Origin of the sequence: Frankia sp. BMG5.23 (genome assembly GCF_000685765.2) — a bacterium.
In the GTDB taxonomy this organism is placed as follows: domain Bacteria; phylum Actinomycetota; class Actinomycetes; order Frankiales; family Frankiaceae; genus Frankia; species Frankia casuarinae.
Window position 1 is genome coordinate 21,621 of the sequence record NZ_JDWE01000042.1, and the last position, 16,976, is coordinate 38,596.

Annotated in this window: 9 protein-coding genes and 6 pseudogenes; 9 read left to right on the forward strand and 6 right to left on the reverse strand. The window is 69.0% G+C overall.

Going from position 1 to position 16,976, the window contains the following annotated elements:
• Positions 1-39 precede the first annotated feature (39 nt).
• Positions 40-603 carry a transposase gene (locus BMG523DRAFT_RS16560; RefSeq protein WP_051623908.1) on the forward strand — a complete coding sequence of 188 codons (564 nt, stop codon included), beginning with the start codon at positions 40-42 and terminating at the stop codon, positions 601-603.
• Between the two features lie 96 nt (positions 604-699).
• Here the strand turns inward: BMG523DRAFT_RS16560 and BMG523DRAFT_RS16565 are convergent, their stop codons facing one another.
• The 3 genes from BMG523DRAFT_RS16565 to BMG523DRAFT_RS16575 form a co-directional block, all read right to left on the reverse strand.
• On the reverse strand, positions 700-1,272 hold the full coding sequence (locus tag BMG523DRAFT_RS16565; RefSeq protein ID WP_035912870.1) for a YceI family protein: 573 nt from the start codon (positions 1,270-1,272) through the stop codon (positions 700-702).
• A 381-nt stretch (positions 1,273-1,653) separates the two neighbouring features.
• Complete coding sequence (locus BMG523DRAFT_RS16570) at positions 1,654-2,940, reverse strand: helix-turn-helix transcriptional regulator (protein WP_035912867.1); 1,287 nt, start codon at positions 2,938-2,940, stop codon at positions 1,654-1,656.
• A 60-nt stretch (positions 2,941-3,000) separates the two neighbouring features.
• Positions 3,001-3,450, reverse strand: coding sequence for a hypothetical protein (locus tag BMG523DRAFT_RS16575; protein WP_035912865.1), 450 nt, complete (start codon positions 3,448-3,450; stop codon positions 3,001-3,003).
• A gap of 858 nt (positions 3,451-4,308) precedes the next feature.
• Between BMG523DRAFT_RS16575 and BMG523DRAFT_RS16580 the strand changes: the two genes are divergently transcribed.
• On the forward strand, positions 4,309-4,830 hold the full coding sequence (locus BMG523DRAFT_RS16580) for a hypothetical protein (RefSeq protein ID WP_133056793.1): 522 nt from the start codon (positions 4,309-4,311) through the stop codon (positions 4,828-4,830).
• A 162-nt stretch (positions 4,831-4,992) separates the two neighbouring features.
• Here the strand turns inward: BMG523DRAFT_RS16580 and BMG523DRAFT_RS16585 are convergent.
• A pseudogene (locus BMG523DRAFT_RS16585) lies at positions 4,993-5,520 on the reverse strand (transposase); the annotation flags it as partial.
• A 160-nt stretch (positions 5,521-5,680) separates the two neighbouring features.
• Here BMG523DRAFT_RS16585 and BMG523DRAFT_RS16590 point away from each other — a divergent pair.
• From BMG523DRAFT_RS16590 to BMG523DRAFT_RS16600, 3 genes and pseudogenes are all read left to right on the forward strand, one after another.
• Positions 5,681-6,892, forward strand: coding sequence for a site-specific integrase (locus BMG523DRAFT_RS16590; RefSeq protein WP_043591544.1), 1,212 nt, complete (start codon positions 5,681-5,683; stop codon positions 6,890-6,892).
• The gene (locus tag BMG523DRAFT_RS16595; RefSeq protein WP_043591546.1) at positions 6,889-7,842 is read left to right on the forward strand and encodes a tyrosine-type recombinase/integrase; all 954 of its coding nucleotides are present in this window, start codon (positions 6,889-6,891) and stop codon (positions 7,840-7,842) included. Before BMG523DRAFT_RS16590 ends, BMG523DRAFT_RS16595 begins: the two co-directional genes overlap by 4 nt.
• Positions 7,839-8,820, forward strand: a pseudogene (locus BMG523DRAFT_RS16600) (tyrosine-type recombinase/integrase). The gene BMG523DRAFT_RS16595 and the pseudogene BMG523DRAFT_RS16600 overlap by 4 nt, the downstream one beginning before the upstream one ends.
• An 82-nt stretch (positions 8,821-8,902) precedes the next feature.
• Here the strand turns inward: BMG523DRAFT_RS16600 and BMG523DRAFT_RS16605 are convergent.
• Positions 8,903-9,833: pseudogene (locus BMG523DRAFT_RS16605) on the reverse strand (transposase); the annotation flags it as partial.
• A gap of 153 nt (positions 9,834-9,986) precedes the next feature.
• On the opposite strand from BMG523DRAFT_RS16605, the pseudogene BMG523DRAFT_RS26570 reads away from it, so the two are divergent.
• From BMG523DRAFT_RS26570 to BMG523DRAFT_RS27445, 3 pseudogenes are all read left to right on the forward strand, one after another.
• A pseudogene (locus tag BMG523DRAFT_RS26570) lies at positions 9,987-10,210 on the forward strand (transposase); the annotation flags it as partial.
• An 864-nt stretch (positions 10,211-11,074) separates the two neighbouring features.
• Positions 11,075-11,216: pseudogene (locus BMG523DRAFT_RS27440) on the forward strand (IS630 family transposase); the annotation flags it as partial.
• A gap of 13 nt (positions 11,217-11,229) precedes the next feature.
• A pseudogene (locus BMG523DRAFT_RS27445) lies at positions 11,230-11,376 on the forward strand (transposase); the annotation flags it as partial.
• Positions 11,377-11,431: 55 nt separating this feature from the next.
• Here BMG523DRAFT_RS27445 and BMG523DRAFT_RS26575 read toward each other — a convergent pair.
• Positions 11,432-11,605 carry a hypothetical protein gene (locus BMG523DRAFT_RS26575; RefSeq protein WP_162839486.1) on the reverse strand — a complete coding sequence of 58 codons (174 nt, stop codon included), beginning with the start codon at positions 11,603-11,605 and terminating at the stop codon, positions 11,432-11,434.
• Positions 11,606-11,857: 252 nt separating this feature from the next.
• Here BMG523DRAFT_RS26575 and BMG523DRAFT_RS16615 point away from each other — a divergent pair.
• The coding region (locus BMG523DRAFT_RS16615) for a non-ribosomal peptide synthetase (RefSeq protein ID WP_160323726.1) at positions 11,858-16,976 on the forward strand (5,119 nt) is incomplete at its 3' end.

Below are 16,976 nucleotides of genomic sequence, written 5' to 3' on the forward strand. Positions count from 1 at the left end.
GATCCGTCTCGTCGTACTGATCGCCTCCGGCATCCGCGGGTGGTCGACTCGGTGTTCGCGCCTACGTCCGATGGCCAACCGACCTGCGCGGCCCGTCTCCTCGACAGCCTGCATGTCGGGATGATCGTGCTCGCTGACCGCAACTTCGGCGGCCAGCCGCTGTTGGAGAAGATCGCCGCGACCGAGACGGACGTACTGGTCCGGGGCACCAACAACCGGCTCCTCCCAGCCGGGGAGGTCTACCGGGACGGCTCTTGGCGCTCTCGGGCCGGCCAACTCGACGTTCAGGTGATCCGCTGCGAGATCACGACCGCCACCGATGCTGGTAGGAGGACTGGCTACTACCAGCTGGTCTCCACCGTGCTCGACCCGGCGATCCCCGCCGCCGACCTGATCCGACTCCATCACGACCGGCGGCTGATCGAGACCGCGTTCCTCGAGGTGAAGTCCACGATCCTCGACGGCCGGTCCTGCGGGCGCGTACCCAGAACGGTGTCACGTAGGAGATCTACGGCCCGGAGTAGACCCCAACCGTGGCATCTTCAGTATCGCGCTGCGCACCGCGCGGACCCAGGTCAGCCAGGCGGCCAACATCATCGATGATCTCGACAACCTGGTCGCCCAACGAGCGATTTCTCCCTAGGGAGCCAGCACCGCCAAGGGACGGACCCGTGGCCGCAGCAGCAACATCATTCCAGCCTAGCTCACGTCGAGGTCGGCCTGCCGGACAGCCTGGATGTCGAGTTCGATCCGTACCTTGTCGCTGAGCATGACGCCGCCGTCGCTCAGTGGCATGTTGAACGCCATACCGAACTCGCTGCGCAGGAGCTCTCCGTGGGCGACGAATCCAACACGGGTGAGACCCATCGGGTCCGTCAGTATGCCGACGGCCTCGACCTCCAGCTCCAGCGGGCGGGTCACCCCGCGGATCGTCAGATCGCCGACCAGGCACGCTCGCTCGGCATTGATCCGAAGGGCCGTGGAGCGGAAGGTCATCTTAGGGTACTGCGCCGCGTCGAAGAACTCCGGCGAGCGCAGGTGGTTGTCACGATTGGGGTCGCGCGTATCGACCGAACTCATATCGACCTCGACCTCGACGACCGACTCCGTGACCTCCGAGGCCACGGTGAGCATTCCCTCGAATGCCGCGAACGAGCCGCGGACCTTGAACAGGCCCAGGTGCCTGACGACGAAGGACACCTCGGAATGGGCGGTGTCAATGTTCCAGATGCCCGCAGTCAGCCCCGCGGGGGCAAGGGAGGCGGTCGTCATCCCATTTCTCCTTCATCAGTTGTCGATGCACGGGATTGCCGGCGCGGGTTCGCCCCGCATGGCGACGTCCGCGAGCGCTCTCCAGGATCGGCCTGGGCGCTGGGTGGGCGCTCCGCCGTCCAGGGCGTCGCGTCTCGGCTGTTGTCACAGAGTCACCGGCACAAGCCAGTCGCGAGCGCAAGTACGCCCCATCGGCGAGCCTCCGTTGCAATTGACTAACGTTGCGCCCAGGTCTGTGACAGGAAAATTACAACAGATGCGGCCACGAGCGCAAGCGCCTCGGCGACATCGCTGCTGATGTGCGTGTTACGGGGACTCGACGCCGTCCGACGGCACCCCATCAACAGCATGACAGGATGCTGTCATGCCGGGCGGCTGCCCTCAGCGGCTGGCGTTCAGCGCCCGGCTGTACGCGCGCAGGGCCTCGTCAGCGGCACCGATCTGCTGGAACAGGCGGCCCAGCTCGCTCCAGACCGCCGCGGTCCTGCGTGAGTCGTCGAACTTGTCCAGGTCTTGCGCGGCATGGGCGTACGACTTCAGGGCTTCCGCTAGCGCTCCCGCGGAGAAGTGGCTCTCACCGAGGGCGATTCTGGCATGGATTAGCTCTAGGTCACCGACCTCAGGCCCGGCCCGCCCGAGCGCAAGCTGGGCCCACCGCGCCGCCTCGTCTGGGTCGTTCTCGGCGAGGGCAACCTGGGACAGCTGCGTCTCGCAGCAGACCAGCGTGTTCAGGTCGCCGATGCTCTCGAGCTCGTGGCGCGCGTCCGAGAGCAGCGCCCGCGAGGCCACCGGATCCGGCGCCTCCTGCCGCAGCAGCAGCCAGGCAAGGGACATCCGGATGGCCGCCGGAGCGTTCATGCCGCTGCCCTCGCGCCCGAGGTGTGCTGCACGCTCGGCGAGGTACAGCGCCTCCAGCGTGCAGCCCTCCGCCGCAGCCAGGTCACTAGCCCGTGCATAGGCCGCCGACTGCACCGTCCGTGACTGTACCGGCCCGACAGCGTCAAGCACGGCTTGGGCATACGCCGCGGCGTTCGCGAGATCGCCGCTGTCCGCGGCCGCGCCGACGGCGACGATACCCAGCTCGACGTGTTCCCGCAGACCAGTCAGGCCCAGGTGGTCGACGTGGGCGAGTGCGGTGTGCACGGTCCTGCAGCAGTCATCCACCCGGCCCCGGGCCCGTTGCACTCTGGCGGTGGTGATCTGGACGACCAGCGGCACCGCGATCCGCTGCGTCTCGAACTCCTCGTTCAACCGAGCCAGCGCCTCGGCCGCGTCGTCACCCCGACCCGCGGACACCCCCGCCTCGGCCAGCCCTAGCCGGGCCCGCATCATGCGCATCGGGTCAGTGACGCCGAAGGCCAGCACCTGCTCGAAGCGCCGCGTCGCCGACTCCGGGTCGAACTCCTGGAGCGCCACCTCACCCAAGGCGACCAGGCGTGATTCGTCGTCGACACCAAGCAGGTCGACCCCGTCGGCCAGGAACTCCGGTTGGCAGCCCAGCCTCGCGGCCAGCGCCTCAATGGTGGACCATGACGGCTCGCGGCGCCCAGCTTCCAGCAGCGACACGGCGCTGGCCGACAGGGCGCTGCCGGCCAGGTCCGTCTGGGACAGCCCACGTCGTAGACGCAGTGCCTTCAGGCGATGCCCGAGGGCAGGTTGCCTCCCCATCGCTTGCTGCCTCTCCGTCATCGCGCACACGGCGCCCGGAACCCGGCCCAGCGGCCGCTCTCATTGAGAGTAGGACCGCCGGCACAACTCGCGGGACGCGGCCTGCGCTTCGTGCGCGACGTCCAGGTCGTCCAGCCGACCGGTGATCTCGAAGCGGCGCCGCAGGCATTGGCAGAACAGATCGAGAATCCGGGCCAGAGACTCCGTCGACCGTTCGCAGCGCGCGGCGGCTAATCCTGCTCTGGCCTGCTGCAGGACGGAGATCGCCATGTTCAGGTCTGCGAGGTCACCGTGACGATCGAACCTGGTCCGCAGCGCACGACCAAGTTGATGCGAGTTAGCCGCGTAGTCCTCACCCGTCTCCGGACCGACAGCGCCAGCGACGCGTAGCAGTGCGATGGCCTGATCCAGCCGGATGCTATCTGCGGTGCGGGTCGCGTACTCAAGTAGTACTGTACCAAGTTCGTAGGCGGGTAGCCACACTCCGGCGCGGGCCTCGCAGGCGGTCACATCAGGTACGACGACCGGCGGAGAATGAACCAGGACATCATAGCAGTTGGATAGCCATGGGAGAGCGGGTGGACGGTCCTGCGGCATCGGTATCGCTTCAGTCAATGGCGTGTTGGAACAGTTTCTGAATCGGAGTGGTCGCACGTTTCCCCCAGTCGTTGGACCCCTGCTCCGCTCACAGAAAGTCACCGCGCCAGAAGCGCGGCGATAGCCGCGGTGTCATCGTCATCAATGGATCCTGCGAGCGCTGCTGACCTGGCCAGCTCACCGGCGGGAGGCTGCAGGTTTGGGTTGGAAACTAGATCCCCTAGCGGGCGGCTGATCGACCAGAAGCAATCGGTCCACCTGAAGATCCTCATCCTCCCGTTCGAGCGCACGAATCTCGTCAGGCCGGCCCGCGGATACCGACAGTAGCGCCGACACAAAGATCTACTTCCCTGGTGTCTGTGTGCCGTACGCTGCGTTCCGGTGGCATTGTGACACAGTACTCTCAGCCCGCCGACCTGGCAGCAATATTGTTCCAGGGCGGGGCGAAGAGCAGTCCGTTGGGCCGCCTGGCCGCGCGCGGCCAGGATTCTGATCTTCATCGGTCTGACGCGTGATCGGAGAAGGCTGATTGGTAACGGTCGTCACATGGCTGGTGACCGCGTCACCCAGCGCTCGCACACTCGGAAATGGGATGGTGGAGTACCGTCGCGAATTGATCAACGCGCACAGCGCGCCTCGCCAGCAGTCGCGAACACGACAGGGCCGGTACCCCGGTACCCCGCGACCTGTAACGACAGGTCCATTCGGGTGCAGCTTGAGTAGGCCCCGTGTTGCCACTGATTTATCGCTCTTCGTGTCTCGGGGTACGGGTTGTACGCTGAGCGGCTTGCTGGGGCTCCCGGCTGGCCTCTTCAGGTCGAGCTCGCCGAGCGGGAAGTGGACGGGCCGCTGACGGTGCACATGACGGCGGCGGTCGGGGACGGTGGTCTGCTGTCTGGGCTGCGGCGAGGTGCCGGGGCAGGTGCGGGAGACGGCCGGGCACGCGGTGCGCCACCTGGTGGCTGCGGCGGCGCAGGTGCCTGGCATAAGAGGCGGCAGGGGTGTGAGAACGCGGGGCGTTCCCGGGTCGGCTTCGTCGAGAACACGCCGCTGGCGGTGTGGGGCGGGCGGCTGTTGATCGCGGCGCTGGTCACGGCGGGCCAGCTGGTCGGTGACTGGAATGTGCCGGTCAGCCGGGTCGCGGACGCTGGGTGGCGGGCTGGCACACTGGGCCTCGTCAAGATCTCTGTGCGCCACATTGACCGGGAACTCGTACACCCGCTCGGCGGGCGTGTCATGGCATGGCGACAGTGCGAGCCGGAGGTGAGTCAAGGTCGATCTACCCGTTATTAGGTAGGTCAGATATAGACCCCAAATAGGTGCAAACACGTCAGTTCAGGTAGCTGTTCAGCTCGGGTGGTAGGCGGTGCGCTTGGCGCTTATCGGCAGGGCAGGCGGAGTGCCCCGTGCGCGATGCGCACGGGGTTCGTTTGGCGGTATGGCAGGCTGGCCGCGTTAGCCGGGTTCAGCGGCGGGCGGTAGCCAGGGGCCGGTCGTGAAGAGTCGTTCGAGAACGTCGAGGGTGTCGAGGCCCCACTTGGTCGCGGTCGACAGGTAGGACTGCACGACCGCGAAGTCGACGAGGCCGGCCAGGGTCCGCCAGCAACCACCGGAGGTGCGTTGCTGGACCTTGACCGGCCTGACGTCCCTTTCTGCTTGGTTGTTCGAGAAGGGCACGGTCAGATCGACGACGAAGCGGAGGATCATGTCCTCCTCGCGGCGTATCCGGCGGATCAGTGTGTGGGCGTCGTGGGCGAGTGAGGAGCGGTCGCCGTGGTTGTCGGTCTCGCCGCGGGCGAGCGCGCCGCGGTAGTGGTTGCGGATGAGGACGACGGCCTCGGGCGCGAGCGCGTTCGCCCCGGCGTCGCGGGCGGCGCACGCGGCGTGGTGGGCGTCGAGCAGGGTGGACGCCATCGCGTCGGCCCAGACCTGCCCGGCCGGATCCCCGTCGTGGATGGACCGCAGGTCACGCAGGGTGTGCGCGTTATGCTGACGTCAGCATAACGCCCATTATCCAGACGTCGCGGTTATGCGGACGTCAGTGGACGTCGCATGGTCTCTGTGTGGTCTCCGTGGGTGAAGTCGACATATAAATTCACCAGCAACTGACGATCTTCTTGCCGGTCGGTGAGGAGGTCGGGTCATGCAGAACCTGCTGGGTGTCCGGGTCGTGGGCCCGTTGGAGTCTTATGCGGCCGGGTTCGTCGAGGAGTTGCGGCGGCTCGGCTTCACGCCGTTCGCGACGCGTGACCAGCTGCGGCTGGCCGCGCATCTGAGCCGCTGGATGGCGGACCGTGGTACGGAGGTCACCGGGCTGTCGTCGACCGTGACGGAGGAGTTTCTCCAGGTCCGGCGGGCCGCGGGCTATGCGCAGTGGCTCACGCCGAAGGCCCTCGAACCGTTGCTCGGCTACCTACGTTCTCTGGGCGCCGCGCCCCCGCCGCGGGCGGCGACGGCCGGCTCCGCGGTGGACAGCCTGCTCGCGCGCTTTCGTGACTACCTGCTCGGCGAGCGAGGGTTGGGGGCGGAGAGCGCCGAGGACTACGTCGCTCTCGTGCGGCCGTTCGTGGCCGTCCGCGCCGGCCCAGACGGTGCCCTGAATTTGGCTGGTCTGACCCGCGGCGACGTCGCCGGGTTCGTGCTCGACACCGCGCGGGTCCGGCCGGCGAAGTCGGTCCAGCGTGCCGCGAGCGCGCTGCGCGGCCTGCTGCGGTTCCTGCACTACGACGGCCTGGTGCCCGACCTGCTCGTCGATGCGGTGCCGAAGGTCGCCGACCGGCGGGAACAGTTGCCGCGGTTCCTCGAGCCGGACGAGGCGGCACGGCTGCTCGCGTCCTGCGACCAGGCCACGACAGCCGGGCGCCGGGACCTGGCGATGATGACGTTGATGACCCGGCTCGGGCTGCGCGCCGGCGAGGTCGCCACGCTGAGCCTGGGCGATCTCGACTGGCGTCGGGGCGAGGTCATCGTGCGCGGCAAGGGCGGCCGGGTCGACCGGCTGCCGCTGCCGGTCGATGTCGGGGAGGCGGTCGCCGGCTACCTGCGCGACGGCCGTCCCACGACGGCGCTCGACCGGCGGGTGTTCATCCGGGTGAAGGCACCGCACCGGGGCCTGACGAGCACCGGGGTGACCCAGGCGGTCATCGCCGCTGGGCGGCGGGCCGGTCTTGGGCCGGTGACCGCCCACCGGCTGCGGCACACCGCGGCGACCGGGATGCTGCGCGCCGGATCACCGCTGGCGGAGGTCGGCCAGGTGCTGAGACACCGGCGACCTGGGACTACGGCGATCTACGCGAAGGTCGACCGTGAGGCGCTGCGGGCGCTGGCCCGGCCCTGGCCGGGGAGCCTGTCGTGACCGGGCTGCGTGCCGCACTGGGCGACTACCTGACGCTGCGCCGGGCCTTCGGGTTCGGGCTCGCCCGGGAGGAGAAGCTGCTCGCTCAGTTCCTCGACTTCCTCGAGCAGCGCGGCACCGGGGCTTTCACCATCGACGACGTGCTCGACTGGGTCACGGCCCCGGCGAAGGCGGGCCCGAGCTGGCTGCGGATGCGGATGGGGGCCGTGCGGGGGTTCGCCGGCTACCTGCACACCCTCGACCCGGCGGTGCCGGTCCCGCCACCTGGCCTGTTCGCCAAGGGCTCCAGCCGCGCGGTGCCCTACCTCTACTCCGATGCCGACATCGCCGCGCTGATGGCCGCCGCGGACACGTTGCGTTACTCGATGACGGCGGCGACCTACCGGACCCTCATCGGCCTTCTCACGGTCACCGGCATCCGCATCGGCGAGGCCGCCCGCCTCGACGACAGTGACTTCGACCCGGATGCCGGGCTGCTGACCGTGCGCGCCAGCAAGAACGGACGCTCCCGCCAGCTCCCACTGCACCCGACCACGGTCGCGGCGCTGCGGGCCTACCAGCACACCCGTGACGCGATCCACCCCCAGCCCATCAGCCCCGCGCTGTTGGTCTCCAACCCGGGCAGCCGGCTGCTCACGGTGAGCATCGACTTCCAGTTCCGCCTGCTGGCTGCCCGTGTGGGGCTGACCGCCCGCCCGGGTGGGGCCCGACCCCGGCCGCACGACACGAGGCACAGTTTTGCGGTCGCGACCCTGCTCGGCTGGTATCGCGACGGCGGCGACGTCGCTGCCCGGTTGCCGCTGCTGTCGGCCTACCTCGGACACGCCGATCCGAAAAACACCTACTGGTATCTGGACGCAGCGCCGGAGTTGCTCGCGGAGGCCGCGCGCCGGCTCGAGACCCGTCCGCCAGGCGGAAGCCCGCCCTCGGACAGAGGAGGCGCGGGATGACGCCGATCGCCGGCACGATGCAGGCATTCTTCACCGACCGGCTCGTCCGCCAGCTCAAGGCCAGCGAGCACACGATCGCCGCCTACCGCGACACCCTACGGATGCTGCTGGTCTTCGCGACTGCCCGCACCGGCAAATCCGCGAGCCGCCTCGACTTCGCCGACCTGGACGCGCCGCTGGTCGCGGCATTCCTCGACCACCTCGAGACCGACCGGCGCAACAGCGCCCGGACTCGCAACGCGAGGCTCGCCGCGATCCACTCCCTGTTTGCCTTCGCGGCCCTGCGCCACCCCGAACACGCGGCCGGCATCACCCGGGTACTGGCGATTCCAGCCAAACGCTCCGAGAAGACGATCGTCACCTACCTCACCGACGCCGAGCTCGACGCGCTGCTCGCCAGCCCGGACCAAACCACCTGGACAGGCCGGCGCGACCACTCCCTGATCGTCACGATGGCGCAGACGGGTCTACGCGCGTCCGAGGCCACCGGTCTGACCCTCGCGGACCTGAACCTGGGCACCGCAGCGCACCTGCGGTGCCACGGCAAAGGACGCAAGGACCGGGTCACCCCGCTGACCAGCCACACAATCACCGTCCTGCACGCTTGGACCCGTGAGCGCGGCGGCGCCCCGGCCGACGTCCTGTTCCCGAACCGCACCGGGCAACAGCTCAGCCGCGATGCCCTCGCCCGCCGCATCGCCCACCACGCCGCCGCGGACTGCCCCTCGCTGGCCGGCAAGATCGTGACCCCTCACGTGCTGCGTCACACCGCTGCGATGCGCCTGCTGCACGCCGGCGTCGATGTCACCGTCATCGCGCTGTGGCTGGGACCATGAGAGCGTGACCACGACACGTATTTACCTGGAAGCCGACCTCGAACTCAAACAGCGGGCAGTGGACAGGACCACGCCGCCGTCGACCAACCCCGGCCGCTACCAGCCCCCCGACCAGCTCCTCGCTTTCCTCGAAAGCCTCTAAATATCCCAACCCGGCACCAGGTCGCACGCCCGGCAACCAGCGTCAACCGTCCTAAGGTCCGCATAACCGCGACGTCCGGATAATGCGCGCCGCACCAAGCGTGCAGCGCCCGGGTGAGGTGGGTGTAGCCGTTGTAGCCGTCACGCATCAGCACGCCGGTGAACGCCGGCCAGATCCCGCCGGCGTCGATCGCCTCGGCGGTCCGGTCACCGGTGTGCATCGCGGTCAGGTAGTCGGTAGCGGCGACGTGGACGTAGCGCAGCGCACCGTCGGCGCGGGCGGTCGTCTCGTCGGCGTGCGCGACCGGCGCGGCGGCGATCAACGTCCGCACGTGCGGGAGGAAGGTGTTCTCCAACAGCCGCGCGGCGCGGGCGCGCACGCCGCCGGCCCAGCCGGCGGAGACCGTCGCGCCGACCATCACCGTCAGGACCGCCGCGGCGCGGCGGATCGGGAGGCGGCGCGCGCACACGAGCCACACCGCTCGCGCGAGCATCCGCGGGCCCCAGACAAGCCGGCCCGCCAGCGGGACGGGTGTCAGCCCCTCGGCCGTCGCCGCGCAGCACGGGCAGACCCGCGTCACGATCCGGTACTCGATGACATACGGGCGTGGCGGGGGCGGCGGGTCGAAGATCTGGTGGCGCCGCGTCGTGAGCCTCGGCGCTCCGGCCAGTGGGAACCCGCAGTCCGCGCATAACGACGGGTCGATCGTGTGGGTCTCGTCCGGGTCGTCGACCATCTGACGGGTCGCGCCCGCCGCGCCGGGCCACCCCCCTCGGCCGGCCCGTCGACGTCCGCGACGACCGGGGCTTGGCCTTCTTCTTCGTATACGGGCTGTCCGACGACGACGGCCACGACGAGTTCGTACTGTCCCTGCCGAGTTGGCGGTCCAGTTCGCGGACCCTGTCGGTGAACTGCTCCACCTGCCCGACCAGCCGCTCGACCGGCCGCGCCTGCTCCGCGATCGTGGCCGCCTGGGCGGCGATGGTGGCGTCCCGGTCCGCAAGCAGACGCACGAGTTCCTCGTACGTCGGACGGCCGCCTGACTCCACGTCCCGGACGCTATCCGATCATCACCCACCGGCCCGCGAACGCCACACGATCACCGAACAAGATCTACAAGGCCGCAACCCAACCGACGTGAACAGCTACCAGTTCAGGCAGATGACATGAGGGCGGCGCACCGGCTCTCCGAGGCTTTCTCTCCGGACCTGATTGACGCGTTGTTGAAGGACGTGAAGAAGATCGGTACGCCAATCGACGGGGTCGATGGCCTGCTGAAGAAGATGACGAAGGCCGTCTTCGATCGGGTCCTGCTGGCAGAGATGGGACCATCTCGGCTACGAGGCTGGGGACCCGGCACATGGCAGGCACGGGGAACTCCCGGAACGGGTAGTCGACGAAGGCGGCCGGAGGCCGCTCTCAGGCACTCGTGACTGTTGCTGCGAGCACGTGACTCAGCTTCTTGTTGGCCTGGCGGGTCGTCCCGGACGTCCCGCCTGATGCATCGTGGGAGATGTCCAGTGGGGACGTTCGCCGAGCGGTGAGCCGGTCTCGATATTGGCAAGGCCGATGTGAACGCCTGTGTCCGGATCCCTGGCCTGGGGAAATGCCGCTGGCAGGAGGTTCACCCGTTCACCACGACCACTCCGACGTTGCTGGAAATACGGGACTGGCTGGCCGCGCACGAGGTGACCTTGGTAGGGATGGAAGCCGGTGTTCTACCTGCTCGGGGACGCCTTCGACTGCCAGCTCCTCAACGCCCGGCACTGCGCAACGTACCCGGCTGGACGACCGACTTCGCCAACTCCGCCCTGCTGATCGAACAGCCTGGTCCGCCCCAGCTTCGTCCCACCTCCACCCATCCAACGATGACGCGATCTGACCCGCTACCGCACCGTCGTCACCCAAGAACACATCCGCGAAGTCCAACGCCTGCACCGAGTGCTGGAGGACGCCGGGATCACGCCATCGGTGTTCGTCTCCGATATCCTCGGTGTCTCCAGCCGGGCGATGCTCGACGTGCTGATTGCCGGCGAACGCGACCCGCACGTGCTTGCGAGCTGGCCCGCAAGGGATGCGCGGCAAGATCGGCTCTGTGTGATGCGCTCAGTGGCCAGTTCGACCACCACCACGCCTCCCTCTGCACCACCATGCTAGTGCCGCATCCGGCAAGGTTCGCCATTGTGAGGACGCGTCGAGTCGCTTGCCTCGGCGGTCTGGGTGTCGGGTCGATGATCCGTGCTGTGGCGAACGGGTGCGGGTCCGGAAGATCGATCCGGATGGGGCAGAGGCTGTTGCGGATCGTGCGCCGCTCGAGCGGGCCGGTGGTGACGTGGCGGCGGGCGCAGATGATCCTGCTCTCCGCCCAAGGCATGCCCCCGGCGAAGATCGCCGAGGGCGCAGATCAACATCGCCGAGACCGGCGGCGACATGACCCGGTTCCCGACCGCCGGGCACGTGGCGTCGTGGGCGAGACTGTGTCCGGGGAACAACGAGCCGGCCGGCAAACACTACTCCGGCCGCACCCGCCGCGACGACACCTGGCTGCGCGGAGCACTCGGGGAAGCGCCTCCTCCGCCTCCCGGTCGAGAACCACCTACCTGTCCGCCCACTACGGCGGATCGCCACCCGCCGCAGCAGCAAACACGCTCTCGTCGCGGTCTCCCACGCCATGCTCATGATCGCCTGGCATCTGCTCCACGACCAGACCACCTACCGCGACCTCGGCCCCGACTACCACCAGCGCCGCCAGGACCCCGAACACCAGACCCGCAAGCTCGTCCACCAGGTCTCCCTGACAGCCTCACCCTGAGTCATTTTGACTCAGTACTAGCACGTCGCCCGGCGTGTCCTCGCCGCCCGGGAAGGTCATCGCTCGTGTTTCGCCCTGTTCATGACAGTCATATTGACTAACTTGTCATGCGACATTAAGGTCATGACAGCACGTTGGCAGGCGGTTGTCATGGCCCGGACGACGACAACCCGAGGACTGTGCAGGGCGTCGGCCGGCGACGCGTGCGGAGACGAGAGGGGCGCAATGCGCATCCCGGACGGCCTGACCGACCTACCAGAGACCCTCACCGACGTGCTGCGACGGCGGGCTGCTGCGCAGCCGGATCGGGAAGCGTTCACCTTCCTACCGGACGACCTCGGCAACGGCGCGCGCACACATGCCACCTACGGCATGCTGGACCGCCGTGCCCAGCAGATCGCCGCGGGACTCCGGGCGGCAGGCCTCGCCGTCGGGGACCGGGCGCTGCTGCTCTACCCGCCAGGGCCTGAGTACCTCGTCGCGTTTTTTGGCTGCCTATACGCGGGCGTTGTTGCCGTCCCCGTCTACCCGCCCGATCTCGAGCGGTGGGAGCGCGGCGTACAGCGGCTGCGCGCGGTCGCCGCCGACGCCGACTCGCGGTGCGTGCTTACCACGGCCGACCTCGCCGCCCTCGCCGGAGACCTCCTGGCCGAGCACGCGCCAGAGCTACGCCAGGTCGACTGGTTGGCGACGGACACCCTGCCTGACCGGATGCCTGACACCGAGCAGCCAGCAGCGCTCCGCGGAGCCAGCCTCGCCTTCCTGCAGTACACCTCCGGCTCCACAGGCGACCCCCGGGGCGTCCGGCTCACCCACGCGAACTTGCTGCACAATCTTGGGCTGATCAGCGACTACTTTGGACTCGACGCTCAGAGCCATGGCGTAATCTGGCTTCCGCCGTATCACGACATGGGACTGATCGGCGGGGTGCTCGGCCCGGTCTACGGCGGGTTCCCGGTCACCTTGATGACCCCGATGGCGTTCCTGAGCGACCCGATGCGCTGGCTCCGGGTGATCTCCGAGACTCGGGCCGCCGTCAGCGGTGGACCGAACTTCGCGTTCGAGCTGTGCGCACGGCGCGCGACCCCGGAGAACACCCGCGGCCTCGATCTCACCGACTGGCAGATTGCGTTTTGCGGCGCGGAGCCCGTGCGTTCCTCGACGCTCGACCGTTTCACCGATGTCTTTGCCCCATTCGGCTTCCGCCGACAGGCCTTCTACCCCTGCTACGGCCTTGCTGAGGCGACCTTGATCGCGACCGGTGGACGCCGAGCCGACCCGCCGACGGTACGAGAGTTCGCCGTCGACGAGCTCGCGGCTGGGCGGGGTGTGCCAGCGCCCGGCGGGCGGCCGCTCGTGGGCTGCGGGCGTACCGCTCCCGACCAGCGCCTGCTGGTGGTCGATCCGCAGACCCGGATGCCGCTCGCCGACGGAGTCGTCGGCGAGGTGTGGCTCAGTGGGCCGAGCGTGGCGAGCGGCTACTGGAACGCGCAGCCGCGAGATGCCGAGACATTCGCCGCCCGGCCGACGGACATGGACGGCGCGTGGCTGCGCACGGGCGACCTGGCCTTCGTCCTCGACGGCGAGCTGTTCGTCACGGGCCGCCAGAAGGATCTGATCATCGTCCGTGGCCGCAACTACTACCCGCAGGACATCGAGCTCACCGCGGAGAGCAGCCATCCGGCGCTCCGGCGCGGCGGCGTCGCGGTGTTCCCGGTCACCGTGGCCGGTACCGAGGCTGTCGTGGTTGTACAGGAGGTCGATCGGCGCCACGGGGGCGACGACTGGGCGGACATGGCCGCGGCGGTGCGCGCGGCGATCGGAGCGCACCACGACCTGGCGGCGCACGACGTCGTTCTCGTGCCAGCCGGGACCGTCCCCAAGACCTCCAGTGGCAAGGTCCAGCGGCGGGCCTGCCGCGCGGCGTACCTCGCCGGCGAGCTGCCCCGGCTGACGCCAGCCGAGCTGCCGGCCGACCGGGCGTCGGGAACCGAGAGCCCCTGGACTCCGGCGGCATGGGAAGCCCTCGATCCCGACGCGCGTGCGGACGCGCTCGAGCGGCGCCTCCAGGTGCTGGTCAGCGAGTACATCGGCGTGCCGCGCGGGCGGACGGCGCTCGACGCCCCGCTGCCGGCCCTCGGGTTCGACTCGCTCGGCGCGGTCGAGCTGGCCGAGCGGCTGAGCGCCGAGATCGGCATCGGCGTCCCGGTGTCAATGGTTCTCACGGGCTCCATCCAGAAGGTGGCGGCGCAGATCGTCGCGCGGTTGCGGGAGCGGCCGGCGCCGCTCGGGCTGGCCAGCACCGAACCGGTGGCCACCCCTCGGCCGGCGATGACTGAGGGCCAGCGGGCTCTGTGGTTCCTGCAGCAGCTGGAACCGGAGAGCACGGCGTATGTGATCTCCCGTGCTGTGCGCCTCACGGGAGATCTGGACGTCAGGGTCCTGCGCGACGCCTTCGTGACCCTGACGGCCCGGCATGACGCGCTGCGGACCTGCTTCCCGGCGGCGGAGGGAGAACCGGCGCCGCACGTTCCCCTCGCGGTGGAGCCCGACTTCACCAGCCGGGACGCCATCGGCTGGACCGAGGACAAGTTCGCGGCGGAACTCGCGCGAGCCGCGAGCGAGCCCTTCGACCTGGCGCGCGGACCGCTGCTGCGGATTCGCCTCCTGCGAACCGGCGCCGACACGCACCACCTAGTTCTTGCCGCGCACCACCTCGTGGTCGACCTGTGGTCACTGTCCATGCTGGTGAGCGAGCTACGTGTTTGTTACGAAGCCGGCCGGCACAGCAGGTCCGCCGAACTCGCTCCGGCGGCCGACTTCCAGGCCTACGCTCGGTGGCAGCAGTGTCAGACGGACAATCCACGTAGGGAGGAGGACTGGCGGTTCTGGAGTCGGCATTTGGCCGCTCCACTGCCGCTGCTATCCCTCCCGGCCCCCGCGGCCCCCGCGGCCGCCGGGCAGTCGCGATCCGCCGCTGGGTTCGCCTTGGACCCGGAACTCTCCGAGCGGGTGCGTCAGTTTGCATCCGACCGAGGTACGACTGTATTCACCGTGCTTTTGGCTGGCTATACGGCGCTGCTGCACCGCCTGACGGGGCAGGACGATGTAATTGTCGGCATTCCGGTGGCGATGCGCGACTGGCCGGGCTCGCCGGAGTTCGTGGGTTACGCGGTGAACACCTTGGCGATCCGCAGCGATCTGTCGGCCGGGCCGGACTTCGACGGGCTGGTCACGCAGACAGCCCGCGTCCTCGGCGCTGCCTTGGACCATCGAGAGCTGCCATTCCCGGTCATGGTCGAGCGGCTCCGTCCACACCGCAGCCTCGGCCGATCTCCTGTCTTCCAGACCATGTTCGTGCTGCAGAACCTCAGAGCCGCGCGAGACTCCTCACTGGGCGCCTTCGCGGTCGGCGCCGCAGGGGCCCACCTGGACCTCGGCGGACTCGAGGTCGTCCCGGCAGAACTGCCCGCGGCGGACAGCCAGTTCGACCTCAGTTTCGTCCTCGCCTCCACGGATGAGGCCCTCGTCGGCCGGATCGAGTTCGACCCCTCGCGTGTGGACGCGGGCGTGGCCGAGTCGCTGGGAGAGCGGTTCGCCGCGCTGCTGACCGACGCCGTCGAGCATCCCGCGGTGCCGGTGGCACGACTATCGAACCTCACGGCCGTGGAGCGGCGACGCACCCTCGACGAGTGGAATCGCACCGACCGCGACTTCCCTGCGGACACGTGCCTGCACGATCTGGTGTCGGCGCAGGCCGCCCGCACGCCGCGGGCCGCAGCGCTGCGGCACGGCGAGAACGTCGTGACGTACGCCGAGCTGCAGGAACGGGCCGACGGGATGGCCGCCCGGCTGCGTGGGCTCGGTGTGGGCGTCGGCGACCGGGTGGCGGTCTTCCTGAACCGGGGCGCCGAATTGGTGGCCGGCCTGCTCGCCGTGCTGCGCACCGGCGCCGCGTACGTGCCGCTGGACCCGCGCTATCCCAGCGCGCGTATCGCGATGATCCTCGCGGACGCGCAGGTGAGCGCGGTCCTTACGATGCGCGAACTGCGGGCGAGCCTGCCGCGGACCGACGCCGTCAAGCTGCTTGTCGACGCGGCCGGCGCGCCTCCCGCAGCCCAGCCTCCCGCCGGCCCGCGTCCGGGTGATGCCGCCTACATGTTGTTCACATCGGGTTCCACCGGGCGGCCGAAGGGCGTCGTCATCGCCCATCAGAGCGCGGTCAACCTGGTCCGGTGGGCGTTGGAGGAATTCCGCCGGGACGACCTGGCGGGGGTGCTGGCCACCACCTCGGTCTGCTTTGACCTGTCGGTCTTCGAGCTGTTCGTCCCGCTGGCCTGCGGCGGCACCGTCATCCTCGCCGAAAACGCGCTTGACCTGCCGGAGCTCCCCGCCCGAGAGGCCGTGACCCTGGTCAACACGGTCCCCTCGGCGATCGAGGAGCTGTTGAATTCTGACGGCCTGCCCCGCACGGTCCGCGTCGTCAACCTGGCCGGGGAGCCGCTCGGCTCCGCACTCGTCGACCGTGTGCTCACGGCTGGCGCTCCCGACCGGGTCGTCTACAACCTCTATGGCCCGTCGGAGACCACGACGTATTCCACTTTCGCCCGCCTGACGGCTGGTGTGGTTGTGTCGGTGGGCCGGCCGGTGGCGAATACGCGGGTGTTCGTGCTGGATGGGGGTTTGGCGCCAGTGCCGGTGGGGGTGTGTGGTGAATTGTTTATCGGTGGCGCGGGGGTGGCATGGGGGTATTGGGGTCGTGCGTCGTTGACGGCGGAGCGATTCCTGCCGGATGTGTTTGGTGGTGGGGGCCGGTTGTATCGGACGGGTGATGTGGTGCGGTGGCGTTCGGATGGGTGTTTGGAGTTCGTGGGCCGTATTGATCACCAGGTGAAGGTGCGGGGTTTTCGTATCGAGCTGGGTGAGGTGGAGTCGGTGGTGCGGGCGCACGCGGGGGTGCGTGCGGGGGTGGTGTCGGTGGTGGGGGCTGGACCGGCGGCGCGGCTGGTGGGGTATGTGGTGCCGGTTGACGGTGTGAATGGTGAGGGTCTGGCCGGTTCTTTGCGGGATTTCTGTCGGGGGCGATTGCCTGAGTACATGGTGCCGTCTGGCTGGGTGGCGTTGGAGCGGTTGCCGTTGACGCCGAACGGCAAGGTGGATCGCGGGGCGTTGCCGGATGCGGGGGCGGCGCGAGGTGTGGTGGCGCGGTTTGTGGCGCCGGCCTCGGTCGTTCAGCGTCGCGTGGCGCTGGTGTGGGAGGAGCTGCTCGGTGTCGAGCGGGTGGGGTTGCGAGACAACTTCTTTGATCTGGGTGGTCATTCCCTGCTGGTAGCCCGCATGGTCG